The organism is Melittangium boletus DSM 14713 (assembly GCF_002305855.1).
GTDB classification, from domain to species: Bacteria; Myxococcota; Myxococcia; order Myxococcales; family Myxococcaceae; genus Cystobacter; species Cystobacter boletus.
Genome location: NZ_CP022163.1, coordinates 4,051,266 through 4,077,210 on the forward strand (window position 1 = coordinate 4,051,266; position 25,945 = coordinate 4,077,210).

A 25,945-nucleotide genomic window follows, 5' to 3' on the forward strand; every position below is an offset into this window, starting at 1 on the left:
TCTCTTGTTTGTTGGGTCGTTGATCAGTTCTTCACCAGACGCAGGGTCGGGTGCGCCACGGGCAGAGCGCTGCCCATGACCTCGTTGAAGAGGGTGTCGGTGGCCGAACAGTCAGCGGTCACGTCCTCGACGACCTTGGTGAACTCGCTCATCCGCCCCGAGAGGTTCTCGGCGAGTGTCATGTCCGCCGCGATCGCCTGCTCGAGCACATGGTCCGCCTCGCGCGCCTTTCCGATGAGCCAGCGACCACCAACTTGGGCCCCGACGAGAACGGGAAGGCCAACGAGGCCAAGCGGCGCCATCACGAGAGGGAGCAGGTCCAATGCGGTCTTCGCGGCGGTTCCTCCAATGGCGCCAGCCACCGTCACTTCCCCACGTCGAGCAGCACGGATCTCCGAGAGAAGGTCAGTGCCCACAGCGAGCACGCAGAAGCCGACCGCGACGCCCTGCTTGGCGAACTCCTTTGCAACTTCCGGCGCCATCTCGAGCGCCTTGGTGCCCAGGTGGTAGAGACCGGCGTCGGTCGCTGCACCTCCAGCACCGAAGATCGTCCCGGTGCCAGCAGCCTTGCCGACGGTCCTCGCGTCGACCTTCCCCTCGGTCGCGAGTTGCACAACGAGGGACACGACGGCCGCCGACGCGGCGGCGATCGCGGCGCCGCCGCCGATGCGGCCAATGACACCCCTCGCCCTGTACGCGGAGGTGATGTCGTCGCGCAGTTGCTGCAGTTCCTGGCGGGCAACGGGGCCGAGGCCGTCGACCCTGTCAGCCTTGATGTTCGCCATCAACTGCTCAGCCCGTTTCTCCAGGTTCGGAATCCCGCGCAGACGGACCTTAGCTTCCTGAAGGCGGCGCGCATGGCCCTCCGCGAAGGCGCCGGGCGCAACACGGGGTGTCCCATCCGCGTTGACGTAGCGTGCGTCGACATAGCCGACCTTGCCGCAGCCGGGATTCTTCACCATCTCGACAAGCGTGTCCGCGACGTAGCGCGGACCACCGGTCTTCACCTGCCCGTTGTACTTCCACACCACCTCGCCGTTTTTGGTGTCGAAGGCGAAGACGATGTCCTTGCGACTCGAAGAGTCGGGCGCGAGGCGGATGTCTCGAACGTTCGCCGCGACGTGCTCGGGCGGGTTGACGATGCCCGTCTCATGCCCAGCGTGGAGGGCTCGGTAATCCGACACAGCGACGACTTCTGATGCCTTGCCACCGGGGTTGGCCCCATTGGTGAACGAATCCAGAGACCGGCCCGAGGTCACCATTCGCTCGGCAGCCGTCTGGGTTAGGCCATTCGGCCTCGCCGTCCCGTCACGAACCATGTTCGCGATTCGGAGCGCGTCGGCACTGCCTGGGGCAGCGATAGGGCGCGTCTGGTTGAGCGCTTCTGCGAAAACGCGGCCCTGGTCGAGCACCCCGGGGTCCGTCACCGCACCGGCGGTGACGATTGGATGAACGACGTTCGCGGCGGCAACCGCACTGCCTACTGCTGCCGTGCTGTCTGTTCGACCCTTCGGCTTCGGTTCGTCGGGCATGCGTGACCTCGGTTCGTTGGGCATGGGCAACCTCGCCTACCAACAATGACCGGCCCAGAACGTAATGTCAACTATAATGGACACTATACACTATACCAGCGGATAGCAGCTCCGGTCCACGATGTGTTTCTGCGGGGTTGTCCCCTCCGCGTGCGGGCGGCTGCCCCCAGCGGAGGCCGACGCATGCCCGAGACTGCCAAGCCGCGCGAGCCCAAGAGCCCGGCTCTCGACCAGAGCGCCGAGAAGGCTCCGTCCGCGGCTTCGCGCGAGCAGAAGAGGGATGAGCCCGTGGTCAGGCCGCGCGACATGAATGCGCCGACGACGAAGGACCCGGTCTGGGGCTCCGACCCAGAAACGTTTCGCGATGCGTGACGTGACCGAAGCGAGGCTGCCATCTCCTACGCCCGCCGAGTGCTCGCCGCGAGCCGGGGCGAGACGGAGGTCGAGAAGACATCTGGGGCTCACCTGCGGGCAAGAAGCGCCTCGCCAACCGTCTCGTGGCCATGCTCCCGGCGCACAAGACCTACGTCGAACCCTTCGTCGGCAGCGCCGCCGTCCTCTTCGCCAAGGAGCCCTCCGAGGTCGAGGTCCTCAACGATGCGGACCCGGAGATCGCCGAGGCCTACCAGCTCTTGAAAAAGCTCACCCCCGAGCAGGTGGAGCGACTGCGGAAGATGCCCTGTCTCCGCCCCTAACTCCCGCCCATGAAAATGAATCTCGGACTGATGGTGGCGGGCGTGGTGGGACTCTCCGGCTGCGGCGGCACCGTCGCGGACATCACCAACAAGCAACGTGTGCAAGTGATGTGAGGCGCGGGGCCTGGAGCCATTCACCGGTTCCAGGCCCTCGTCGTGTCTGGATTTACTTGCTCACCACGCCCACGGCGGTCCAGGCGTCCTTCACCTTCTGGACCTCCACCGAGTCGGCGCCGTGCAGGTCCGTGGCGGCCTTGATGGTGGCCTCGCGCGCCTGGGCGAACGTGGTGTTGGGCGTCATGTACGTCGTCAGGGCGCGGCCGAAGATCTTCAGGCTCTTGTCCATGCCGATGCCGTCCTTCACCTCCAGGCCCGACGTGCGGTTCTTCCCGCCCTCGGTCAGCAGATAGAAGGCGTTGTTGGCGATGCCGCTGGAGCCGTGCACCTCCGTCTGCTTCGGGTAGTTCTTGTAGTTGTCGATGGAGTAGCCGTCCTTGGTCGGGTCGTTCATGTAGCGCAGCGCCTCGCCCGTGGTGTTGCCGGGCTGCCAGGCGTCCTCGCCCATGCTCCAGTCGAACTTCACGTTGGGGTTCTTCTGCGAGGCGTACCACTCCACGCCCGTGCCCATGATGTCGCTGAATGCCTCGTTGAGGCCGCCGGACTCACCCCGGTACACGAGGCCCGCGGTGCGCTCGGTCAGGCCGTGGGCGATCTCATGGCCCGCGATGTCCAGCGTGGTGAGCGGGCCGGCGTCCTTGCCGTTGCCATCGCCGTAGCTCATCTTCTCGCCATCCCAGAAGGCGTTGACGAGGTTCTTGTCCACGTGGACGTAGGACACGAGCTTCTCGCCCTTGTCATCCAGCGAGTTGCGGCCGAGCACGTCCTTGAGGAAGTCGTACGTCATCTCGGCGCCGTAGTGCGCGTCCACCGCCGCCTTGGTGCGCTCGTTGTCCGTGGCCTCGCCCCACACGTCGTTCGCGTCGGTGAACGGCGTCTGGCCGCTCGGGCGCGCCTTGTTCTGGCCGTCGTAGGTCACCACGCCATCGCCGCGGGTGGTGTCCTCGAGGGTGTAGGTGCCGTCCGCCTTCTTCGTGGTGGAGAGGTCCACCTTGCCGCTGTAGAGCGAGGTGTCATCGGCCTTGCCCGTGGTGGGCAGGGAGGGGCCGCCGGGCGTCGTGGGGGTGGACGGGGTGCTGGGGGTGGAGGGCGAGGCCTTGGAGCCGAGCTCCTGGAGCCGCTTCGCGTCCTCGGCGAGGCCACCCATCTGGTCGAAGCTCTCGAGGATCTGCCCGCTGTTGGCGTCCACGAAGTAGTTCATGCGGCGGGGGGCCTCGTTCGCCTTGAGGTCCGTCGTCTTGTCGAGCTGCACGTGGTAGGCGGAGTGGTACTGGCCGTCCTGGCCCTGGACGATGACGCGCTCGGAGGAGGGCGCGCGCGAGGTCTCGGCGCCGAAGGACTTCTGGGCCACGGCCAGCGCGTCCTGCGCGGTGAGCTTCACGGGCGAGGCGCCCAGGCCCGCGGGCACGTGGGACACCGAGCCCGTCACGTCCGCCACCTTGCCGTCCTTGTCCAGGTGGCTGATGACCTGCTCACCGAAGACCTTCACGCCCTCGTGGGTGCGGTCCATGCGCACGTGCGTCATGCCCAGCTCGTCCTTGAAGACCTGCTTGGGCGTGAGGGCAGCGGACACCGGCGTGCTGGGGACGATGCCGCGCTGGGTGGGGCTGTTCTGCTGCAGGAAGTCCACCGACTTCTGGATGGCCGTCTGGGCCTCGGCGCTCCGCAGGGACAGGGGGCCGGTGGCGCGGGCAGCCGAGGCGACGTTGGCGGCGGCCGGGGTGAAGCTGGAGTCCTTGCTGAAGCCCGTGGTGGCGGGGGCCTGCGCCTGCGGGGCCGCGGCCGGGGTCTCCGCGGCGGCGGGAGCGGCGGGGGTGGAGACGACGGGAGCGGAAACCGGGTTCTTGTTGGAGATCTGCATGGCAGAGGGCTTTCGAAGGAGACAAGGTGGGAGGGGGGTCACCTTGTGTGGTTGATGTGCGCTACATAGAGCATGATGTGTGCCATATGCCGCCTCCTGCGCACTGCGCTCCAAGTCCTTGATTTCACTGTGGTGAGACAGGTGAGAAGGAGAGACGTGGTGACGGGAGTCACCGGGCGCGGCGAAGCCTCCGAGGAAAGCGCCCTGGTGAGGGGAGTCACCGCCTGGTGACTGAAGTCACCACGGGGGGAGAGCGGAACGGGCCGTGCGAGAGGCGGAGCGGCGGAGTCCCGGGCCTCGAGGGGCCGGGTCATCACGCGCTCCGTCCTGGTACCACGCGGGGCGGCGGCGTCCAGATTCGCGCTCAGGGGTAGAGCAGTTCCACGGCCTGGAGGCGCAGCAGCTGGCGCGCCATTTCCTGGACGCCATCCACCTCGGACTGGCCGAGCGCCTTGCGCATGGCCTTCTTGATGTCCGTGGAGGCCAGCATCATCAGGTTGAGCACCTGGCGGTTGGTGAGCCGGGGGTTGAGGCGGCGCAGCTGGGCGATGATGGTGCCCAGCTGGGCCACGGAGAGGCCGGCCACCATGACCTGGGGTTCCACGCCGTCATCCGGGCTGATGCCCACCGCGAGGATCTGCGGATCGATGAGGATGGAGCGGGCGAAGTCCTTGTCGTGGGGCAGGCCCACCCGGGTGAGTTCCGCCTGCATGGGGCCGGTGTCGAAGCCCGGCATCACGGGCAGCACGCCCACGGCCTCGTAGCCCGCGAGGACTTCTTCATACTCCGCGCGGATCTCCCGGCCGGGCCGGCTCGCCATGAACTCCTCGAAGCACTCGTGCACCTCGGTCATCAGCGCCCGCAGGAGCATGGCGTCGCTGAGCTCCGGAGGCACGCCCAGCGTCTGGGCCATGCGGGCGCGGCGCTCGGGGACACCGCTGGGCTCCTTCCACAGCTCGTAGGTGATGGAGCTCTCGCTGAGCACCAGCGACAGGTTGACCACGCCCAGGCGGCCCGGGTTCTTGAGGAACTTGGCCAGGCGCCCGTGCACGTCCTTCATGCCGTGCAGCAGGCGATCCAACACCGCGGCGCGCAGCTTCGCGCGGCCCTCGAGCGCCTGACGAGCGGCGTTGGCGGACTGCTCGCGCTCACCCCCCGCGCGCTGCTGCTCGCGCGGCAGATCCAACTGCGCGGCGGACGGGGACTCGCGCAGGTGCTGCGCCTGGGGACCGCCCTGGGACTGGGGATAGCCCGAGAGGGCGTTGTGCTGGCCCTGGGCACCGGCGCGGCCGGCGGGCGACTTGAAGCGGGCGTTGGTGTTCTCCTCGATACCGCCGTAGCCGCCCCCGGTGTAGGAGCCGACCTGGCCGCCCGTGTCCATCCCGTCGCGGTTGCGCAGCGCCTTGGCGCCGCCCTTGCCACCGCCGGAGACGCCCTTGTCTCCCGAGTCACCCGCCTTGCCCGAGGAGGACGAGCCCTTGCCGGTGTCCTTGGCGCGGGGATCGTCGCGAAGCTTGGGGTTGTTCGTCAGCGCCTGCTGCTGCTGCTGCTGCGGCCGCGGCGCGATGCCCGGTGCCGGCTGTCCCAACCGGACGCTCATGATGGTGAACCCCTTGCGTGAGACTGTTCTTCTACACCCATCTGCAAGGGGGGGTCCATGTGGGAGCCGGACTCATCCGGGAGGGCCTTCACGCGCAGAGGTAGCCCGTCACCTGGAGTCTGAGCAGCTGGCGCGCGAGTTCCTGGAGGCGCTCGACCTGGGCGCGGCCGAGGGTGCGAGGCTGCTCGGCGCGCACCTCGTTGAGCACCGTGGCGAGCACGTGGCGAAGCTGTCGGTTGGTGAGCCGGGGATTGAGCTGGCGCAGCTGGGCGACGACCATGCCGAGCTGGGTGGTGCTCAGGCCCGCCACCATCACCTGGGAGGGCGCCCCGCGCGCGGAGCCAGGGCCCACCGCGAGCACGCGCTCGTCGAGCAGCAGGGAGCGGGTGAAGTCCGGCTCCGCCGTCACGCCCAGGCGCTGGAGCTCGTCGTGCATGGGGCCGCTGTCGTGGCCGGCCATGACGAGCACCACGCCGCACCGCTCATAGCGGGCGAGCATGTCCTCGTAGCGCTGGCGCGCCTCGAGGCCCGGGCGGCTCTCGCGGAAGTCCCCGAAGGCCTGGTGCACCTCGGTGACGAGCGTGCGCACCAGCGTGGCGGGATCCGTCTGGGGACCCAGGCCGAGCGCGTGCTCGAGGCGGGCACGGGCCTCGGGCGAGCGCCGCGGCTCCTTCCACAACTCCTGGGCGACGAAGCTCTCGCTGAGCACCAGCGACAGGTTGACGATGCCCGAGCGGCTCGTGTTCGCGCTCGTCAGGAAGCCGTCGAGCCGCTGGAGCACATCCGCCATGTCGCGGCCCAACCGGTCCATGATGGCGGCGCGCAGGCGCCTGCGGCCCTCGGGCTCGTCCCGGACAACGGGGGCCGGGGCGGCCTTCTTGCCCACGGCCCTTCCGGGCGCGGGCTTCGGCGCCGGGCCCACCGCCGCCTTGTCCGCCTCCCGGGGCACGCCCTTGCCCTGGAGCAGCTCCGGGCGGGGCTCGCTGACCAGCCGGAAACCCGCCGTGCGCCGGGGAATGGCCGTGTATGCGAGTTGGAGGTCCATGGATACCTCTGTGCGATGGGTGCGCACTTCCACCCTGCAAAAGGTAATCCAGGGAGCTACATACCGCCTTCATGTGCCTACATGAGGCCTACATCAGCTCCTAAGTAGGCGAAAACATGACCCGGGAGCACTTCTCAGGAGAGCGCGGTGCGTCGAAACCCCTCCGAGCCCTGGTGACGGGAGTCATCACCCGGTGACGGGAGTCACCACCGCTCGGGGGGCTCAGCCGACCTTCTGGCCGATCAGCGCGTCGATGCGGCTGGAGGTCTCCTCGACGATCTGCCCGAGCTTCTGCGCCGTCTCCTTGAGGTCCGTGCCCTCGGGGCGGTTGAGCAGCTCCTTGAGCTTGTCGGCGGACTCGAGCAGGACGCGGCTGGCCTGCACCGTCTTGCTGCTGGTGTCCGCGGCCTGGGAGGGAGCCGCCGGAGCCGCCTCGGCCGCCTGGGGGGCGATGAGCTTCACGATCTGCGCGAAGGTGCTCATCATCGCCTCCATCTGGCGCAGCAACGCCAGCTTGTCCGGCGGAGCGCCCTGGGAGGAGGTCTGGCTCTGGGTCTGCGCGGGGGTGCTGTCGTTGGACATGGCGGCGGTTCCTCGTGGCGGGTGGGTGGGGATGCGAAGCCACCCTATACCACGAGGTATCCCGGGCTCGACATCCCGCGCTCAGGCGCTGTCGCCGCCGCTGTCCAGGCCGTGCTTGCGCAGGAGCTTGCGCAGGTAGACGCGATCGATGCCGGCCTCGCGCGAGGCGCGGGAGATGTTGCCCTCGCAGCGCTCGAGCAGACCCTTGAGGTAGTCGCGCTCGAAGCCCTCGATGAGCCGCTCCTTGGCGTCCTTGAAGGGCAGATCCAACACGGCGCCCGTGCTCCCACCGCTCGAGGACAGCTCGCCGCCGGGCAGGGGAGGCAATTCCGGCAGGGCTTCCTCGCCCAGGTTCACCACCTGCTCCACCACGTTGCGCAGTTCGCGCACGTTGCCCGGCCACGGGTACTGGCTGAGCAGGGCGCGCGTCTGGTCGGACAGGGCGCTCGGGGGCCGGCCCATGCGGCCGAGCACGGTGTCGATGAGCAGGGGAATGTCCTCGGGGCGCTCGCGCAGGGCGGGCAGGGTGACGCGCAGCACCGCGAGCCGGTGGAAGAGGTCGCGGCGGAACTTGTTCGCCTTGACCGCGCCCTCCAGGTCCACGTGCGTGGCCGCCACCACGCGCATGTCCACCGTGCGGTAGTCGTTGGCGCCCACGCGCTTGACCTGCCGGCGCTCCAGCACGCGCAGCAGGCGCGGCTGCAGATCCAGGGGCAGCTCGCCCACCTCGTCCAGGAAGACGGTGCCACCCGCGGCGCGCTCGAAGGCCCCGGCCCGATCCGTCTGGGCCCCGGTGAAGGCGCCCTTCACGTGGCCGAACAGCTCCGACTCGATGAGCGAGGGGGCGATGCCCGCCAGGTCCACGATGATGAAGGGGCCCTTGGCGCGCTTGCTCTCGTTGTGCAGCGCCTCCGCGCACAGCTCCTTGCCCGTGCCCGTCTCGCCCTGGATGAGCACGTCCGAGCCGCCCGGCGCCATGCGCTCGAGCAGGGTGAAGACCTCGCGCATCTTGCGGCTGCTGCCCACCAGGGCGCCGAAGTGATCGCGCCCGGAGAGCACCATGGAGCGCTCGCGGGTGTCCTCGGGCACGAGCTTGAGCTCGGTGGTGCCCAGGGTGACGACGCTGCCGGGCCTCAGCTCCAGCTGGGAAAAGCGCATGCCCTCGCAGAACGAGCCGTTGCGCGAGTCCATGTCCACCGCGAGGACGTGCTCGTCATGCACCTCGAGCTTGAGGTGCTGCCGCGAGATGGTCTTGTCCTCCAGGATGATGTCGCAGGTGGGCGCCTTGCCCACGACGTACTCCTTCTGGTCGAGCGAGAACGAGCGGCCCCCGCTGGAGCCCGAGAGCACGAGCAGCTTCATGCGGATGCGGCCTGGACCCGAGCGCATCAGGGTCGCCGTTGCGTCCGCTCCTTCTTCATCGTCGTAAGACGCCACGGCCCGGCACGCTAGCACGCTTCCCGCGCCGGTGGCACCCGAGTCGCGGGGGGCGGAAGGGGGCCCGGACTCAGCGCTCGGGAATGTCCGTCAGGGCGAGCTTGAACTGGGCCGTCTTGCCCGCGGCGATGGGCACCGACAGCTCGCGCCGTTTGCCGTCCGCGCCCTTGATGCGCAGGCGGTGCTGACCCGCGGGCACCTGGACCTTGAACAGCGGCGTCTTGCCCAACGAGCGCCCATTGAGCGTCACCTCGGCCTCGGGCAGCACGACGAGCGTGAGCCAGCCCTGCTTGCCCGTGCGGGCGGGGGGCTCGTCGGCGTCGGGCCGCTCCGGGGGTTCCTCCACCGGGGCCTTGGGCGCGGACTCGGCGGGCTCCTTCCCGCGCGGCGGATCGATGGGGGTGATGGGGGAGAGCTCTTCCGGGGTCAGCCGGGTCGCCACGTCCACGCCCGAGCGATCCACCTCCATGAGCCCCACCGCGGCGAGCCCCAGGCCTCCGGCCACGAGCAGGAACAGGAGCACCTTCGCCACCGCCGGACCGCCCTTCCCGGAGGGCTTGTCCGAGGACCTGGGTGGGGGAGCAACCACCACGGGCTGCTCCCGGGTGGGCACCCGGCGCCCCGTGGTCATCACGCCCTGTGAAGTCTCGTTCGACGCCGCCACGGGCTTGCGACGGGGGGCCGCGACGGGCCTCGGCTCCGTCTTGGCCACGGGAGCGCCGCCCAACGCCTCGGGCGCGTCGGGGATTTCGTCCGCGCTCTCCAGGAGGCGAAGCGTGTTCTCCTTCTGCTTCTGGAAGTGCTCGGCCATGAAGGCCGCCCGCTGCTCGGCGTCGAAGAGCCGCCCGCCCGCGGCGGCCTCGATGGCCCGCGCCATCTCCCGGCCATTCGCGTAGCGCCCCTCGCGCGGACGCGAGAGCGCCTTGAGCACCACTCCGGCCAGCCCCGGGGGCATCGCCTCCGTGCGGCACACGGGTTCGGGAATCTCCGCGTCCAGGATCATCTGCATCTCCTGGACCTCCGAGTTGCCCGAGAAGAGGCGCTCGCCGGTGATGAGCTCGTGCAGCATCACCCCGGCCGCGAAGAGATCGCTCCGGCCATCGAGCGGATCGCCGCGCACCTGCTCCGGGGACATGTAGCCGGTGGTGCCCTTCACCATGCCGGCCTGGGTGTGCGACGCGCCACCGCGGGCCTTGGCGATGCCGAAGTCCAGCAGCTTCACCTCGCCCTGGTACGTCACCATCACGTTCTTGTGCGCCACGTCCCGGTGGATGACGGGGAAGGGCTTGCCCCCGGGCGTGGTGAAGGCGTGCGCGGAGTGCAGCGCGAGGCAGATGTCGCGCACCACCGACAGGCCGAAGCCCAGGGGCAGGGGCGTCTGGCTCCGGCCACATACGCTGATCACCTGCGCCAGGTTCTGCCCCGCGATGAATTCCATGGCCAGGAACAGGCCTTCCGCGTCCTGCCCCAGCTCGAACACCTGGCCGATGTTCGGATGGTTGAGCGCCGCGGTGATGCGCGCCTCGTCCAGGAACATCCGCTCGAACTGCTCGTCACTGCGCGCGTCCGGGAGGATGCGCTTGATAGCCGCGTACTTGCGAAAGCCGCCCGGCCCCGAGGTGAAGCCCAGGAAGAGCTCCGCCATGCCTCCCACCGACAGTTGGGAGATCACCTGGTAGCGTCCGATGCGCGAGCCCCGATGCGGATCAGTGAAGTCAGTGGAGGTGAACGGGGAGCCCCGGGACGGGTCGGACATGGGCGCGGAGCATAGCCCACACCCCCTGTGGACGGCCTGTGGATGGACCCCCGAGTCCCTGTGGACAAGTCCCCGGCTGATCCCCAGCCTGTGGATGGCGGGGGAAAAGCTCCAACTTCCCCACATGTAGCATATCCGCGAAAGCCCAACGGTTGCGGGGGGTTACTGACTTTTCCACAAGTCCACACCCCCTGCTGTTACCCCTAATAGATCAAGATCACTCTTCACTCAGTACAGAAACAGTGGGGCCTGGGGACAACCCCGGACTGTGGACAACCGCCCCGCGGAATCAGTGCCAGCCGTCGCGCAGGGCCACCAGGGTGAGGCGGGAGCTGGCCGCATCCAGCTCGAGCGTCACGTCGCACCCGGCCAGCATGAACTCCAGGGTGACGGGGCCGAAGCGAGGCAGGAGTCCCCGCTCCCGGGCGGACTGGGCCGCGAGCCGGAAGAGCTCCCCCACCAGCGTGTGCCGCGTGTCCGGACGCAGCCCCTCCAACTCGCTCTGCAAGGCGGCCGGGATGTAGACCGTGAACGCCTGCGCCTGCTCCCGCTCCTGAATCGTGGATTGATGGAAAGCCATGACGGAGGGGACTGCCAGAAGCGTACCCGGAGAGGAGCCCATGATTTCAAGGGGTTGGATGCGCCAGGGGCCTGGGTTCCGTAGAAATGTCAGGGAACCGGGAGCGGGCGGGGGAACGGGCGGAGGGCTTACGGGAAGCCCTTGGAAGGGCCGCGAAGGGGCCGTGGCGCGCCGGAGCGGCCGCGAGGGTGGGGAGAGCCACCTCGGGGGCGTCACGACGCGGCCCTGGGCCTTGGAGGAGGACGGAAGGCTCCTCCGCCTGGTCGTGCTGGAAGCGAGCACTGCGGGTGAAGCGGTGGGCGGACGCACGGAGTGCGTGCACCGGCCTTCCGGGTGGAGTAATTCACGCCTCTCGTGACGCGAGCCCGGGAGATCGATGGACGGTTGTCGGCCTGGGAGCGTGAGCCCACGCGTGGAGGAAACCAGGAGCCACGGGGAGGATCGCCCTTGGAGTTGAGTCCCCCCCATGGCTCCCGGCCGTACGACGGGGCCTCTCATAGTACGCATCAGGTCCCTGCTTCCAGGGGCAACTCGTCAGAGCACCTCGCGCCGACCATGCCGCCGGACCCCTCTTCCGCCCTCACCTTCTGCCGTGACGTGCTGCCGGCGGTGTCGCGCACCTTCGCGTTGAACATCCCCGTGTTGCCTCCTCCCTTGGACACGGCGGTGACGGTGGCCTACCTGCTGTGCCGCGTCGCCGACACGCTGGAGGACGAGGCCCATGGCCCCACGAGCGAGGTGCTGCTCGCGGAGTTCGCGCGCCTGTGCACCCTGCCCGAGGGGTGGGAAGCGGATGCGCTGCGCTTCACCGAGCAGGCCGCGCGGGTGTTGCGCGCCCAGGCCCCCGAGGCCGAGGTGCGTCTGGTGGAGGGCGTGCCCCAGGTGCTTCGCGCGCTCGCGACGCACCCGGTGCCGGTGCGCGAGCACGTGGCCGTCTGCGTGCGCACGATGTCCGAGGGCATGGGCCGCATGGGCGCCAAGGGCCGCGCGCTCGCGGGAGGCCTGGGACTGGCGAGCCTCGAGGAGACGATCGAATACTGCTACTACGTGGCGGGCACCGTGGGGGAAATGCTCACCCGGCTCTTCCAGTGGTACTCGCCCGAGGTGGCCCGGCGAGCGGCCCGGCTCGAGCCGCGCTCGGTGGCGTTCGGCAACGCGCTGCAGCTCACCAACATCCTCAAGGACGTGCGCGAGGACCTGGAGCGCGGCAGTTGCTGGTTGCCCCGCACGCTCCTGGCCGAGCACGGCCTGACGCCCGAGACGCTGCTCGAGCCCGCCCACCGGGGCGAGGCCATGAAGGCCCACTCCCGGCTGCTGGCGGTGGCCCACCGCGAGCTGCGCGTGGCCTTCGACTACGTGATGCAACTGCCCCGCGAGGAGCACGGCATCCGCCTCTTCTGCCTGTGGCCGCTGTTCCTCGCGGTGATGACGCTGCGCAAGCTCAACGGCAACGCCGCCGTGCTGGAGAAGAAGCCGGTGAAGGTGTCCCGGCGGACCGTGAAGTGGGTGCTCGGGGCCACGAAGCTGCTGGTGGCCCAGGATCGCGCCCTCAAGCTGCTCTTCTCCGCCCTCACCGCCCCCCTGCCCGCGTAGGGCCCCGCACTTGTGGATAACTTGGGGACAGGGTAGGCCCGTGGCCTACCCTCCTCGAGCGCGGAACACCACGGTGAGGTTGTGGCTGGGCATGGGAATCACCCGCTCGCGGGAAAGGCCGTGGGCCTGGGCCTCGGCGGTGACGGCGCCCAGCTCCCGCACACCCCAGGAGGGGTCTCGCTCGCGCAGCGAGGCGTCGAAGGCGACGTTGCTCGGCGCTGGAGTCTCGCCCTCGACGAAGTAGGCGCCATAGAGGATGAGCCGTCCGCCCGGGGGCAGCAGCCGCCCGGCGGCCCGGAGCAGCCCCTGGCAGGCCTCCCACGGGGAGATGTGCACCATGTTGATGCACACGATCGCGTCCGCCCGCTCCACGGGCCAGGTGTCGGAGCGGGCATCCAGCGCGAGGGGCGCGTGCAACAGGGGGGGACCTTCCTCCTGGCGCCAGGCCTCGATGCTCGCGAGCGCCGCGGGGTCCGCGTCCGTGGGTTGCCAGGCGAGGTGGGGAAAGGCGCGGGAGAAGAAGAGGGCGTGCTGGCCCGTGCCGCTGGCCACCTCGAGCACGGTGCCGCTCGGGGGCAGCAGCTCGCGCAGGACGGGCAGGAGCGGCTCGCGGTTGCGCTCGGCGGACGGCGCGTGACGTTTCATGGGGGCCCTCCCTGGGGCCTACTCCCGGGAGAGGGTGTTCAGGGTCACGGGCATCCGGGTGATCTGCCCTTCCTGGATCTCCACCGCGAGCTTCAACGGCTTGTTGTCGGGCCCGACGACCCGCAGGGTGTGCTTGCCCACGGGCAGTGACACCTTGAAGAGGGGCGTTTCACCCAGGACCCGGCCGCCCAGGGACACCCGCGCGTACTGATCCGTCGTGAGCGTGAGCCAGCCCCGGGCCTCCACGGACTCGGCGGCCGCCGCGGAGGACTCGCTGGGGGTGGACTCCTTTCGGACACGGGGAGCCGCGACCTTGGCGCGAGGGGCCGACTCCTTCACGGCGGTGTCCGGAGCCGGGGGCGTCGCGGCGGCGGCTCCATGGTCAGCGGGAGGAGGGGCCGGGTCGTTTTCCGGAGCGGGTGAGGTGTCCTGGGGAGCCGGGGAGGTCTCCTGGGGCTCGGCCTCGGCGTCGGGGGGAGCGGAAGGGGTGTCCTGGGGCTCGGCCGTGGCTTGCTGGGGCTCGGCCGGGGCTTGCTGGGGAGCGGGTGAGGTGTCCTGGGGAGCCGGGGAGGCCTCCTGGGGCGCGGGCGCGGGGCTCGGCGCGGGGGTGGGAGGCGTCTGGGCCGGGGGCCGGGGGGGCGTGGTCACGGCCCGGGCCGGAGGGGGGGCCACCGGCTCGTTCTCTCGCTGGAGGAGGGCCATGCCGGCCCCGCCGATGATCACGAGCAGCAGCAGGACGATGACGACGCGGAGCCCCCGCCCGGAGCGCTGGGGCGCGATGGGGTAGGTCCCGGAGGTCTGCAGCTCGTCCTCGGGCTCCTCCCGTGGGGGGGTGCGCTCCATCGGGGGGAGGCCGGGCGCGGTCGGGTAGTCCGGCGGCTCCTGCTCGATCACCGCCGGACGGGCGCGGACGGAACGGCCCTGCGGTGGCGCGGTGCGCTCGTTCTCCTCCTCGGCGGACCTGGCCGCGGGCGGCGGGGTGCGGGGATTGGAGGTCGGGCGGCGGATGGGCCGGGTGTGGTTGGAAGGATCCGCGGTGGGAGCGCGCTCCGGGGTGGGCGTCGCGCGCCGGTTGCGGATGATGGCGGTGCGCAGGCCCGGCTCCTCCTGCGGCTCCTCGCGCGCGGGTAGCTCGACCCGGCTGGCGCTGCGCGAGCGTGCCGGGGCCGGCTCGGCGGGAGGGCCGTTGCGGGTGGGCTCCGGAGGAGGCGGGGGACGGGGGACGGTCCGGGAGGACACGGTCCGGGGAGACTCGCCCGCGGCGGGAGCGCCTGGCGGCCTCGCGATGGGGGAGTAGGGGACGATGTCCGTGGCCTCGGACACGGGCTCCCGGGGCGCCTGGGCGGGGGTCGCGGAGATGGTGGGCAGGCGCGGCGCGGGAGTGGCCGTCTCCTTCTCCCCCGAGGAGGGCGCGAGCTTCACCTCGCTCGTGGGGGCTCGGCCGGCCGCGAGCACCTGGCGCGTCTGCTCGCGCCGCTCGGCGAAGAGCCGCCGCAACAGCTCCCCGCTCTGCTCGGGCAGCCAGATGAGGGGGCCCACGGCGCGCTCCAGCTCGCGGGCGAACTCCAGCGTGCTCGCGTAGCGCTCCTGGCGCTTGCGGGCGAGCGCCTTGAGCACGATGGCGTCCAGCTCCGGCGGAATCTCCTTGTTGAGGCGCGAGGGCTCGGGGATGGGGTTGCGCAGCACGGCGTTGACGACCGCCGCGGGCGCCTTGCCGGGGAATAGCCGCCGGCCGGTGATGCACTCGTGCAGCACCACGCCCAGGCTGAACAAGTCACTCCGGGCGTCCAGGGGCTCGCCGAGGATCTGCTCCGGGGACATGTAGCCGCTGGTGCCCTTCACCATGCCCACCTGGGTGCGGCTGACCTCCATCAGGCTCTTGGCGATGCCGAAGTCGAGCAGCTTGGTGACGCCCTCGTACGTCACCATGATGTTCTTCTCGGCCACGTCGCGGTGGATGACGGGCGAGGGGTTGCCGAGCGCGTCCGTGAAGGTGTGCGCGTAGTGCAGCGCGAGCGCCGTGTCGCGCACGGACGCCAGGCCGAAGCCCACGGGCATCGTCTCCTTGGCGCTCAGGCACGCGCGGGCCACCTCCAGGAGCGTGGCGCCAGGCACGAACTCCATGGCGAGGAAGAGCTCGTCCCCGGCCACGTCCAGGTCGAACACCTGGGCGATGTTCGGGTGGTTGAAGGCGGCGGTGACGCGCGCCTCGTCCAGGAACATCTGGACGAACTCCTCCTGGCCCTGGATGCCCGGGAGGATCTTCTTGAGCACCACGGGCTTGTGGAAGCCGGCCAGGCCCCGCTTGGACGCGAGGAAGATTTCCGCCATGCCTCCCGCGGACAGGCGACACAGCACCTCGTAGTTGCCCATCTGCCGGCCGCGCACATCATCCGGCGCGGGGGGACGCATCGACCCAGACATTCGAGGTGGGCGAGCCTATAGGACCCACCCACCCCCGAGGAAGCCAGTCCCGCGTTTTTGCCCCTAGGCCCGGCCGCTCCGGGCGGAAGTCGGCCCTTCGTTTTTCGCGTGGGGGCGGAATTGGACTGCTTTCCAGTCAAACCTCGCTCCCTCGCACGACGGACGTGTGGCTCCCCGAAATCCCTGAAATTCCACTCTTTTTTCCCATTCTCAAGAGCCAGAGTAAAATTCCAGGAGAACTGGAGAGCCCTCGTCCTTGGGCGTGGGTGAGGGTGGGGCAAGCTGAGCCCACGGGACGAGGCCAGCGTTCACTGTCCGTCATCCCAACGGGAGTGGGTTGGTTCGCAACGCTTCCACCCCTTCGCGCCTTCCGGTGGTGCTGCACAGGTTGGGGCGTGTGTCCACATTGGCGGAATCCGAAGGCGGAGTTCCCCATGGCGACGAAGAAGGCGGAGCGCATGCGAGCCCGAGAGAACGTCCTGGGCTACCGAATGAGCCCAGGGTTGGCGGCGGTAGCTTCCGTGGAAGGTGAGGTGCTGCCGGCGGGCAGGTTGGTGCAGTTGTCGCCGGAGCATTTGACGGTGTGTCTGCAGAAGCCCACGGCGCTCAGGCCGGGGCAGCGGGCCAACGTCATGTTGGGGGTGGGAAGGGAAGTGACGTGCCTGCGGGCCGAGGTGACGAACGTGCACGTGCCGGCGCCCGAGGCGCTGCCGGAGCTGAGTCTGCGCTTCGTGGCGCCTCCGCTCGCCCAGGGGCGGCACATCGTGTCCATGCTGGAGGGCTGGCGCGATCAGGGCCAGCTGGAGACGCCGAGCGCTTCTCCCATCTGGAAGGAGCACATCACGCGGCAGGATCGCATTGGCCGCATCTTCGAGGCGCTCACGGCGCGGCGCTGCCGGGGCATGGCGCGCTCGGCGCTGGGAGACGTGGAGCTGGCCGCGGCGCTCTTCGACAAGTACGACGGCCGCGTGGCGTGGGACGTGCGGGGCGGGGTGCTACCGCCAGGGCCCTTCATGATCGAGGTGTTTGGCTTTTCCTCGGTGATGCACTTCCAGGTGCGCGAGGCGCATGAGGACGATGGGCTGTGGAGCGTGCCCATGCCGCGCGAGCTGGTGCGCTACCGGCACCGGCGGCTGCGGCGCGCGGCGGCGTGGGGAGGGTGCGTGGCGCGCTTCGCCCATCCGCTCTGGCCCCAGGTGCGCGTGGAGCGCGAGCTCATGGACATCTCCTATGAGGGCCTGTCCTTCGCCACCGAGCCGGGAGAGGATCTGCTCTACCCCGGCCTGGTGCTGCCCGAGATGGAGGTGCGCATGCCGGGGGGCCGCTCGGTGTGGCTCAAGGGCGAGGTGCGCAACATCTCCGGCGCCACCGCGGCGCGCCGCTGCGGCATGAAGGTGGAGCCGCTGAGCGGCAACACCGGGGATTGGCACGCGCTCGTGGAGGAGCAGAGCCACCCCAACACCCGCGTGGCGGGCGAGTGGGACAAGGGCACGTGGAACCTCTTCGAGCGCTCGGGGTACTTCCGGCTGTCGGGCAAGAGCCCCGAGGACTTCAAGCGGATGCAGGAGGAGTACCGCGAGGCCCACGCCCGGCTGCATCGCCGGCCCCGGGTGGGCTACCGCGTGGTGCGGCCCATCCCCGGCAGCGAGACGGTGGAGGCGAGTCTGTCCTGGCTCAAGCCGTACTCGGGCAGTTGGATGGCCCACCACCTGGCGCGTCACCAGCCGCCCAACGAGCGGTGCCGGGGCACGGCGCGCGAGGCCCTGCGCGACATCTACCTGCGGGGCTTCGAGCCCGCGCAGACCGATCCCGAGGTGAAGTGGTTCCTCGCCTACTGCGAGGCGAACGTGCGCTGGGTGCGCTTCACGGCGATCGACTTCGCCGAGTGGTACCAGCACACGGGCCAGGCGTGCGTGTTGCCCTTCCGCCTCATGGAGGCCGACACCCGGCGTGACTGGCGCATGCCCGCGGGCTTCACCCTGGGCGAGCCCACGCCCGAGGAGAAGGCGGCGCTCTTCTCCCGGCTCGAGCGCACGCGGCCCGTGGCCTACCGCGAGGCGTTGGACCTGGTGCCCGAGCGCTTCGATCTGGCGCGGCTCAAGGGCCAGTGGAGCGAGGCGAAGCTCGAGCGGGAGCGGCACGTGCTCGTGGCGCGCAAGGACGGCCGGGCCGTGGCGGTGGGCGTGATGGAGTCGGCGCACGCGGGGCTCAACCTGTTCCACGTGCTCAATGGCCTGCGCATCATCCCGCTCGTGGACGCGTCCCTGCCCGAGGCCCAGGAGGCGATGCTGGCGCTGCTCGCGGGCGCGGCCGAGTGGTACCGCGCCCGGGGGCTGGATGTCTTCATCCACTACGTGGAGGAGAATCACACCCGCTACGCCGAGGAGGCGAAGCTCGGAGACCTGGGCGAGGGCCGCATCTGGGTGCTCTCCTCTCAGTTGCTGCCCGACTTCATCGAGCACCTGTGCGAGGCGACCACGCCTCGAAGCGGCGAGTGAGCCCCACCCGGGAGTGCCTTCGCGCCCTCCCGGGTGTCCGCGCCTCTCAGGGCGTGTAGTACTCGGCCGAGGAGGGAGTCGTGTTGCTCACGCCTCCCATGACGAGCACCGTGCCATCGTTCAGGAGGACCGCCGCGGACAGGTAGCGGTCCACGCGCATGGGGGCGGTGTTGCTCCAGAGGCCGCTGACCGGATCATACAGCTCCGCCGTGGTGAGGATGCCCGAGGACTCGTGGTAGCCCCCGGCCACCAGCACCTTGCCGTTGGGCAACAGGCTGGCGATGTGAGCGCGGCGGGGCGCGCGCGGCGTGCCCGCGGCCGACCAGGTGCGCGTGGCCGGCTCATACACCTCCGCGTCTCCCTCTCCCATGACGAGCACCCGGCCATCCGCGAGCACGGTGGCGGTGTGGTGGGCAAGGCCCAGATGGGGGCCCGGCACGGAGGTGAAGCCGCCCGTGGCCGGGATGAACAGCTCGGCCGAGGCCAGGGGCCTTCCCTCGGCGTCGATTCCTCCCACCACCAGCACGGTTCCATCGCCCAGGAGGCTCGCGGTGTGATGGCCGCGCGGCATGCCCAGTGCCCCCGCGAGGCTCCAGGTGTTGGTGGCCGGGTCGTACAGCTCGGCCGAGGCCAGGGTCTCTCCGCCGTATTCGGCGCTCATTCCGCCCACGACGAGCACCTGGCCCCCGGGCAGCGCGGTGGCGGTGTGGTGGTAGCGCAACTTGTGGACAACTCCCGCCTTCCTCCACTCACCGCGCGAGGGCATGTACAGCTCGGCGCCGACGAGCGGGGCGGCGCCCTGTCCACCGCCCACGAGCAGCACCCGTCCGTCGGACAGCCGGGTCGCCGTGTGGCCGCGGTGGTGGGTGAGCATGGCGCCCGTGGAAGACCAGGTGCCGAGCGCTGGATCATACAGCTCCGAGCTGGTGTCGAAGCCGCCCGTCACCAGCACCCGGCCGTCGTCGAGCACGGTGGCGGTGGGTTGCAGGTGAGGCTGGCGCATGTCGCTCGTGAGCGTCCACCTGCCCGCGGAAGAGGGCGCGCACTGGAGGCTCACCTCGTTGGCGGCGGAGTTGTTGCGCTCGTCGCACTCGCGCTCCCGGCCGTGGCCCGTGCCGTCGTCATCCGCCACCGCCCACACCTTGGCGCGCAGGCCCGGCGCGGTGGGCAGCCTCAGCTCGACCCGGACCACGCTGCCCGGGGCGAGCCGCGTGGGCACTGGGACCGTTCCCAGCAGCTTGCCTCCCGCTCCGGGCTCGCCCTGGTAGAAGGCCACCGGGAGTCCCGCGGAGGCGGACGCGTCGCCGTCATTGCGCACGTGCGCGCTCAGGGTCAGCGCGAACGTGGTGGAGTCGCAGGAGGACAGCACCTCGGACACCACCTTCACGTCCGGCGCGGCGAAGGGCGTCAGGGTGGCGGTGCCCTGGCTGTTGGAGCGAAAGGCATTGAACCCCCGCGTCCACGGAGTGACGGAGTAGGGGGGAATGGTGCCGTCATCATTGATGTGGGTGACCGAGTACGCATGCTGGTTCCACAGGCCCCGCGTGTTCACCCAACCGTCCTCCCGCTCGCGGTACAGGCGCAGGCCCCCGTGGAAGCCCATGCCACAGGTGGTGTTCTGCGCCACGAGCAGCTCCGCGTTTCCATCCCCATCCACATCCGCGACCACCGGGTTCTCGTAGCTCGTGCACGAGCTGTGAGGCACCTCCAGGCGCACCGCGCCCGTGGCTCCGTCATGGATGCGCAGCCGCAGCTCGTCCGCGTAGAGCACCTCCGCCTTGCCATCTCCCTCGAAGTCGAAGGCGGCGGAGCTCGTGCGGTTGGAGCTGTAATCGCGCGTGGGGCTCGTCCACTTCACCCCGCCTTGGGTCTCGAAGACGATGTAGCGATCCGTTCCGGCCACGCCCACCTCGGGCTGACCGTCGCCATCGAAGTCCGCGATCGTCGGCGCTCCGCCCGCGCCTCCACCCGGAATCGCCGTGGTCCACAACAGCTTGCAGTCGTCATCCAGCAGCGACACATAGCCACTCCACACCACCACCACTTCCCCCTGGGGGTCCGCGTCGAAGTTGCCCACCCCCGACAGCCCATGACCGATGGTGCTGTTCGAGCACTTGAGCTGGCCATGGGCGCGGTAGATGGATCGGCCATTGATCACCTCGAGCACGCCGTCCTGATCGATGTCCGCGGCGAACGAGATGGGCCCCGTGGTGTGGCCCCCCGTCCCATCGGCGCCCAACCACTTGAGCGCGCCCGTGGACGTGAACACGGCATGGCCATTGATGAGTTCCACCTGGCCATCCCCGTCGAGATCCGCCATGGACGGTCCACCCCAGTTGTTGCCCGGCGGAGGAGTGCGGAACTTGAACGTGCCGTCGTGCTCGAAACACAACAGCCCCTGGCTGCTCTCGGGCACGGTGCAGATCTCCACCCGGCCGTCCCCGTCGAGATCTCCCGCGGCGATGTTCGACGCGCCGCGCACCCGGTAGCGCTCATCCGTCACGGCCCACAAGTCGCGGCCCGTGGCACCGTCGATCGCCCGGAGGATGCCGTTGCTCACGTAGTTTTCCCCCTCGTAGGAATTGAAGACGACGTCGGGCACTCCATCCGCGTTCGTATCCACCACCACGGGGGTCATCATCACGTTGATATGTTTGGGAAAGACGGCACTGCCGGTCCAGGCCCATTCCAATTCTGGCTCGAAATGTGCCTTGGGGGGAGGCCGCGCCTCACAGCGGCTCACGAGTGCCGCGTCTTGAAGGCCGGGCGCCCCACTGTCCAGGGAAGCCGTCCGCCCACAACCGGCCAGCAACAACCCCACCAAGCCCCCACGGATGATCCCCTGAATGATGCTCTTCTCGTCCACGGCACTCTCCCCTGTATGACGGGCCTCTCGTTCGCCCGTCCCAGGCCACTTCCCGGCCGATCCTCAAACTATACATAAACCCGAGAATCCGGATAAACCAATAAACCCAGGTGTGGGAAAGGCTCCAACGCAAGCGAAAGAGACGCGTCCCTCCGTCCGCCATCCTCCACCCGCGAGCCTTTCTGGAGTGTCTGTCTGTTGGGCGGAGGGCGTCCGATGAAATGCCCTGTTGCCTGACATCCCCCGAGGAGTGGAGCCGTCAGTGCGGCGCCATGGCGTCGGGCGAGGGCATGGACGGCGGCGCTGCTTGCTTCGCGCGGGGGAAGAACAGACCAGCACAGAAGGCCAGGAGGGCCGAGGCGCTGATGATCCAGAAGTTGAGTGTCAGCCCCGAACCGAGCGCGCCGCCGAGCGAGCGCAGCACCTCGGGCGCGAGGCCCCGGCCATGTTCGGGACCAAGCAGCTCGGCGGCGGCGGAGGAGGGGATGCGCGCGTCGCGCAGGAGCGCGTGCACCATCACCCCGCCCATGAGTCCCACGCCGAGCGCGCCGCCGATGGTGCGGAAGAACATGTTGCTCGCGGTGGCCACGCCGCGCAGCTCCCAGCCCACGCTCGTCTGCACGGCGATGAGCAGCCCGGTGGAGCTGAAACCCAGTCCCATGCCGAACAGCCCCATGGCCAGCTCGGGCACGAGCATGGACGCGCCCGGCTTGAGCAACAGCGCCATGAGCGAGGTGCCCACGGCGGCCATGCCGAGCCCTCCGACGATGAGCGGCCGGAAGCCCGTCTTGAGCAGGAGCCGTCCGGCCACGAGGCTCGCCAGGGGCCAGCCGACGATCATGGGGGTGATCATCCCGCCCGCGAGCGTGGGCGAGCCGCCGAGCACGCCCTGGACATAGAGGGGCACATAGGTGGTGGCGCCGAACTGGGCCGCGGAGAAGAGGGCGCCGGCGGTGGAGGACACGGCGATGGCGCGGATGCGGAAGAGGGACAGGGGGAGGATGGGCTCCGGGACCCGGCGCTCGACGTAGACGAAAGCCAGGAGGATGATCAACGCGACGGGGAGCGCGAGCAGGTTCATGCCAAACCCCTGCACGCCGAAGAGGAGCGCCACCACGCCCGCGGACAGCAGGAACGCGCCCGCGATGTCGAGCGTCCGGGTCTTGTGCTCCACCTGCTCATGAAAGCAGGACAGGAGCAGCCCCACGGCGCCCAGGCCAATGGGGACGTTGATGAAGAAGATCCAATGCCAGGTGAGGTACTTCACGATGAGACCGCCGGTGAGGGGCCCCACGAGCCCGGCGATGCCCCACACGGCGCTGAACGCGCCCTGGACGCGGGCTCGCTGTTCCAGGGTGTAGAGGTCGCCGATGACGGTGAGTGAAATGGGCTGCATCGCACCGGCACCCAGTCCCTGGAGGGTGCGGAAGGCGATGAGCATGTTCATGGAGGTGGACAGGCCGCTGGCGATGGAGCCCACGAGGAACAGCCCGATGCCGAAGAGGAGGACGGGCTTGCGGCCGTAGAGGTCGGCGAGCTTGCCGTAGATGGGGACGGTGATGGTGGAGGTCAACATGTACGCGGTGAAGACCCAGGCGTAGCTGTCGAGGCCTCCGAGTTCTCCGACCACGGTGGGCATGGCGGTGGAGACGACGGTCATCTCCAGGGCGGCCATGAAGAGGCAGAGAGCGAGGGCGAGCGTGGTGAGGGGGCGGTGGGTGGTGCGCATTCGCACGCCCTGCCTAACGGGTGGAGGACCCCGCCGCCAGTGGCAAATGGGTCAGCCCGCCGGATGGGCGCCAGCGAAGGATGCGGCGGGCGCTGAATCCATGATAGCTTCGATGAAAGGAGTTCAAGCTGTTTCACAAGCCGGGGATGCCATGCGCTCGTGGTGGCTATGTTGTCTAGGGTATTTGATTCTGAGCGGATGCGCTTCTCCACCCATTCCGGGTGTCGTCCAACCCAATCCTGGGGAAAGGCTGGAGGTCATCCCTGGCCCGATGCCCGGATTTGGTCCATTCCCATCTCACCCGGATGCATTGATGGCCGCTTGCCCCTTGGTGCTGGGTTTGCCAAATGCCGTAGCGGGCCGGCCAGATGCCCAGAATTTCGAACTCTACTGGCGTACGTCGAAAGAGTATTGCGCTTGGATTTATTACACGCCTGACGGAATGTACGAGATGAGTATGTTGGCGGTCAGCGCCGTTCAAGACGACGCGCGCATGCGCCAATGCAGACTTCCTTCGGTCGTGTCTGATTCGCGCTATCGCGCTGACGAAATCCAGTATCTATTCGTCGTCCATAACCACCCGTACGAAGGGGAAATTTCCCGGAACGACATTCGTTTCATTGTCGAGCAGGGAGCAGTTCACGGTTTCTCTGTGAAGACGAAAGATCGCGATGTGCCTATCTCGATCATCGCGTTCTACTCTCGAGCGGAACGAGGGAACGCGACGTGTGATGGCTTCTTTCAATACATCCCGTTGACCAGGGAATTGATGAAGTGGTCCATAGGGGATGAGGGCAAGTGGAAGGATGAGGTATACGGCCGGGTGGAATGGAGGGGCGATGATTTCGACATCATCTATGAAGCGAAGTAGGGATGTACTCGTGAAGGACCTCTTCATCGCCATCCTGGCAGGTGGATTGCTCTCGGGTTGTGCCCATATCGGAAGGCTGATCGGTTGCGACTGCGGGGTGGCTCAAAAACAGCTGGAACAGCAGGATATGAATCTTGAGCTTCCCCTCTTCAATGCCTCGGACCCTGGCAAGGTCGCGACGGAGGGTGTGGTGCTCCAAGCCATCCGGGTGGCCGCGGACGACTTCTTGGGGCGAGACCGTGCGGACGAGGCGTGTTGGGATAAACAAGCGGCGTACACCTACCAAACGATCCAGCGGGATGACATTGTCTTCGTGAGGATCGACTACAATCCCGCGAGCTGTGGAGAGAAGTTTCACTCGTTGGACGCTGGAGCGACCTATGCCATCGGCAAGGATGGGCGTCTTCTCCGCCGCCTGCTCGATGGCGAGCCTCAACGTCCGCGATGAATACAGAACCCACAGTGGCTTAGTCATCCGGATATGTAGTGGCTCGGGTTGTTGCTATTCACGTTTGAGAATGATGCCCTCATCGTCGATGGCGTAGCTCGCGCCAATGTCAGCTGGCGTTGGAGCGAGGCCACAGCGCTCGTCTTCCTTGGGGGTGAAGTGGATGAACGTCATCCCTTCACCTCGCTTGACCCAGGCGTCGTAATTCTCGATTTTTTGCAGGCAACGGACCAAGGCTTCGTCACTGTTGGAATGTCCTGATCCGATTGGACGAAAATCGTCCATTGCGATTTGAAGTGCTTTGAGTTGAGGACCTGCCACCGCCGCTACGTCCTTTCTCCAATCCGGGAATTGCACGCGAGAAGCAGTCTCCGGTGGAGCAACGGTCGCTTTTCGGTGGATATGAATACAGCCCGATGTGAAAACCAGGACACCCAACCATAGTTTGTTCATAAGCGTTCCCTTGAAATAAGTCTTCCCTGTTTAACAGCCTCTTGACGTCTGCGATGAATAAAAAACCCACTGCTTGGTTCAAGAATCGAGGAAGCGGCGCCACCAGGTGCGGGTTTCAGAGGGAGAAGCACCCTCCAGGGTGTAGCCATCCGGACACGTGGACAACCACGGTTCCAGTGCTCGTGCCAACTCCCGATGGTCGGGCAAGGAGTCTCCTCGAGATATGTCTCCCGCTCTCGGCCACTCTCCGAGTGTCACCACCGCTCGTCCTCTCTCCAACTCCTGGAGATGGGTGCCCGGGGAGCACAGCCGGTCATGGAGACCGTTGATGCCACCCACTTCGCCGAGCACGGATGGGCCCAGGAGGTTGATCCAATGAACCCCATCAATCCGATGTCCCAATGATGTGCATCCATGGGTCACGTCGATCCCTGGATAGCGAAACGCTTCTTCGCGAATCTCTCCCAACGAGGATGTGAAGGGGTTGGTGGATGAAAAGGCGAGTCCCGCATGGCCGGAGGAGAACGGCAATGAGGAGGCCAACTCCAAGATCAATTCCCGCATCCGCTTGGGCCCTTGTTCTTCCAGATACTCCGTGGGCCAGGAAAAGCTCACCAGGCTGACGGTGTCGCGCGGGTGACGCCAGGGCAGACGAGCCCGATAGAAGAAGCCATAACCACTGACTCCAGTGGTTCCACCCGATAACTCCACGGCCCGCTCGAACTGATTCTTGATGTACCGGTGAACGTCCTGGGGATTCTGGGTGTCGTCGAGGAAGCGATCTCCTCGGGGTGGGGCCATCACCGCCCGGATGATCTCCCAGCTCTCCTCGTCCTGTGGGAAGGGTTCGGTTTCGAGGTCGTACCAATCCGAAAGGACCTCGGGCCCTTGATTGATGGTGCTCAAATAGAGGTCGAGTGCCTGGCGCACAGGGACCGAGAGATCGTAATGGTCCAAGGGCAGATGCAGGACCAGCCGGATCACTTCGCGCCGGACCAGGCGCTCCTGTCCTGACTGGGAAGAATAGAGACGGATTCGAGGGAAAGGTGGGCTCACTTGCTGATCCCAAGTTGAGGAGTGACAAGAGCTCTCTTGCCATCACTGGCGAGGGAGGACTGAGCGTGGGAGACGGGAGTCACGAAGAGGGCGAGCAAGAGAGGGGTGGCAGGTGTACCGGCGAATGTCCCGGTCGTCCACCTGCTCTCCGGACTCC

20 protein-coding genes are annotated in these 25,945 nt (G+C 68.2%); 6 read left to right on the forward strand and 14 right to left on the reverse strand.

Translation table 11 applies throughout. The annotated features are described in order from the left end of the window. Positions 1-23: 23 nt before the first annotated feature. Positions 24-1,532, reverse strand: coding sequence for a hypothetical protein (locus MEBOL_RS17200; RefSeq protein WP_157775082.1), 1,509 nt, complete (start codon positions 1,530-1,532; stop codon positions 24-26). A 183-nt stretch (positions 1,533-1,715) separates the two neighbouring features. Between MEBOL_RS17200 and MEBOL_RS17205 the strand changes: the two genes are divergently transcribed. Continuing rightward, on the forward strand, positions 1,716-1,904 hold the full coding sequence (locus MEBOL_RS17205) for a hypothetical protein (protein ID WP_095978460.1): 189 nt from the start codon (positions 1,716-1,718) through the stop codon (positions 1,902-1,904). Between the two features lie 131 nt (positions 1,905-2,035). Continuing rightward, positions 2,036-2,227, forward strand: a complete 192-nt coding sequence (locus MEBOL_RS42930) for a DNA adenine methylase (protein ID WP_245919845.1) — start codon at positions 2,036-2,038, stop codon at positions 2,225-2,227. 166 nt (positions 2,228-2,393) lie between these two features. Here MEBOL_RS42930 and MEBOL_RS17215 read toward each other — a convergent pair whose 3' ends face one another. The 7 genes from MEBOL_RS17215 to MEBOL_RS17245 form a co-directional block, all read right to left on the reverse strand. Then, the gene (locus tag MEBOL_RS17215; RefSeq protein WP_095978461.1) at positions 2,394-4,205 is read right to left on the reverse strand and encodes a M4 family metallopeptidase; all 1,812 of its coding nucleotides are present in this window, start codon (positions 4,203-4,205) and stop codon (positions 2,394-2,396) included. Between the two features lie 364 nt (positions 4,206-4,569). Then, a complete protein-coding gene (locus MEBOL_RS17220; RefSeq protein WP_095978462.1) occupies positions 4,570-5,805 on the reverse strand; it encodes a hypothetical protein in 1,236 nt (411 codons plus the stop codon). A gap of 88 nt (positions 5,806-5,893) precedes the next feature. After that, the gene (locus MEBOL_RS17225) at positions 5,894-6,850 is read right to left on the reverse strand and encodes a hypothetical protein (protein WP_095978463.1); all 957 of its coding nucleotides are present in this window, start codon (positions 6,848-6,850) and stop codon (positions 5,894-5,896) included. Between the two features lie 222 nt (positions 6,851-7,072). Beyond that, positions 7,073-7,432: a hypothetical protein gene (locus tag MEBOL_RS17230; RefSeq protein ID WP_095978464.1), complete on the reverse strand. Its 360-nt coding sequence runs from the start codon at positions 7,430-7,432 to the stop codon at positions 7,073-7,075. 81 nt (positions 7,433-7,513) lie between these two features. Further along, positions 7,514-8,821 carry a sigma 54-interacting transcriptional regulator gene (locus tag MEBOL_RS17235; protein WP_095978465.1) on the reverse strand — a complete coding sequence of 436 codons (1,308 nt, stop codon included), beginning with the start codon at positions 8,819-8,821 and terminating at the stop codon, positions 7,514-7,516. A gap of 118 nt (positions 8,822-8,939) precedes the next feature. Then, positions 8,940-10,625: a serine/threonine-protein kinase gene (locus MEBOL_RS17240; protein WP_095978466.1), complete on the reverse strand. Its 1,686-nt coding sequence runs from the start codon at positions 10,623-10,625 to the stop codon at positions 8,940-8,942. Between the two features lie 289 nt (positions 10,626-10,914). Beyond that, entirely contained in the window at positions 10,915-11,205 is a 291-nt protein-coding gene (locus MEBOL_RS17245; RefSeq protein ID WP_095982833.1) for a hypothetical protein, read from the reverse strand. 555 nt (positions 11,206-11,760) lie between these two features. Here MEBOL_RS17245 and MEBOL_RS17250 point away from each other — a divergent pair. Then, complete coding sequence (locus MEBOL_RS17250; protein WP_095978467.1) at positions 11,761-12,798, forward strand: phytoene/squalene synthase family protein; 1,038 nt, start codon at positions 11,761-11,763, stop codon at positions 12,796-12,798. A 45-nt stretch (positions 12,799-12,843) separates the two neighbouring features. Here the strand turns inward: MEBOL_RS17250 and MEBOL_RS17255 are convergent, their stop codons facing one another. Next, positions 12,844-13,443: a DUF938 domain-containing protein gene (locus MEBOL_RS17255; protein ID WP_095978468.1), complete on the reverse strand. Its 600-nt coding sequence runs from the start codon at positions 13,441-13,443 to the stop codon at positions 12,844-12,846. A gap of 18 nt (positions 13,444-13,461) precedes the next feature. Next, entirely contained in the window at positions 13,462-15,855 is a 2,394-nt protein-coding gene (locus tag MEBOL_RS17260; RefSeq protein ID WP_245919847.1) for a serine/threonine-protein kinase, read from the reverse strand. A 446-nt stretch (positions 15,856-16,301) separates the two neighbouring features. Here MEBOL_RS17260 and MEBOL_RS17265 point away from each other — a divergent pair, with 446 nt between their 5' ends. Next, a complete protein-coding gene (locus MEBOL_RS17265; protein WP_095978469.1) occupies positions 16,302-18,365 on the forward strand; it encodes a PilZ domain-containing protein in 2,064 nt (687 codons plus the stop codon). Positions 18,366-18,411: 46 nt separating this feature from the next. Here MEBOL_RS17265 and MEBOL_RS42165 read toward each other — a convergent pair whose 3' ends face one another. Further along, positions 18,412-21,147, reverse strand: a complete 2,736-nt coding sequence (locus tag MEBOL_RS42165) for an FG-GAP-like repeat-containing protein (RefSeq protein WP_425437644.1) — start codon at positions 21,145-21,147, stop codon at positions 18,412-18,414. A 343-nt stretch (positions 21,148-21,490) separates the two neighbouring features. Continuing rightward, the gene (locus tag MEBOL_RS17280; RefSeq protein ID WP_095978470.1) at positions 21,491-22,960 is read right to left on the reverse strand and encodes an MDR family MFS transporter; all 1,470 of its coding nucleotides are present in this window, start codon (positions 22,958-22,960) and stop codon (positions 21,491-21,493) included. On the opposite strand from MEBOL_RS17280, the gene MEBOL_RS17285 reads away from it, so the two are divergent. Continuing rightward, the gene (locus MEBOL_RS17285) at positions 22,950-23,831 is read left to right on the forward strand and encodes a hypothetical protein (RefSeq protein WP_245919849.1); all 882 of its coding nucleotides are present in this window, start codon (positions 22,950-22,952) and stop codon (positions 23,829-23,831) included. The genes MEBOL_RS17280 and MEBOL_RS17285 overlap by 11 nt on opposite strands. Positions 23,832-23,841: 10 nt before the next feature. Continuing rightward, on the forward strand, positions 23,842-24,279 hold the full coding sequence (locus MEBOL_RS17290; RefSeq protein ID WP_095978472.1) for a hypothetical protein: 438 nt from the start codon (positions 23,842-23,844) through the stop codon (positions 24,277-24,279). Positions 24,280-24,333: 54 nt separating this feature from the next. Here the strand turns inward: MEBOL_RS17290 and MEBOL_RS17295 are convergent, their stop codons facing one another. Further along, a complete protein-coding gene (locus tag MEBOL_RS17295) occupies positions 24,334-24,732 on the reverse strand; it encodes a hypothetical protein (protein ID WP_095978473.1) in 399 nt (132 codons plus the stop codon). A gap of 78 nt (positions 24,733-24,810) precedes the next feature. Beyond that, positions 24,811-25,716 (reverse strand): type VI immunity family protein, encoded by a 906-nt coding sequence (locus MEBOL_RS17300; RefSeq protein WP_095978474.1) that lies wholly within the window; start codon positions 25,714-25,716, stop codon positions 24,811-24,813. Positions 25,717-25,945 lie beyond the last annotated feature (229 nt).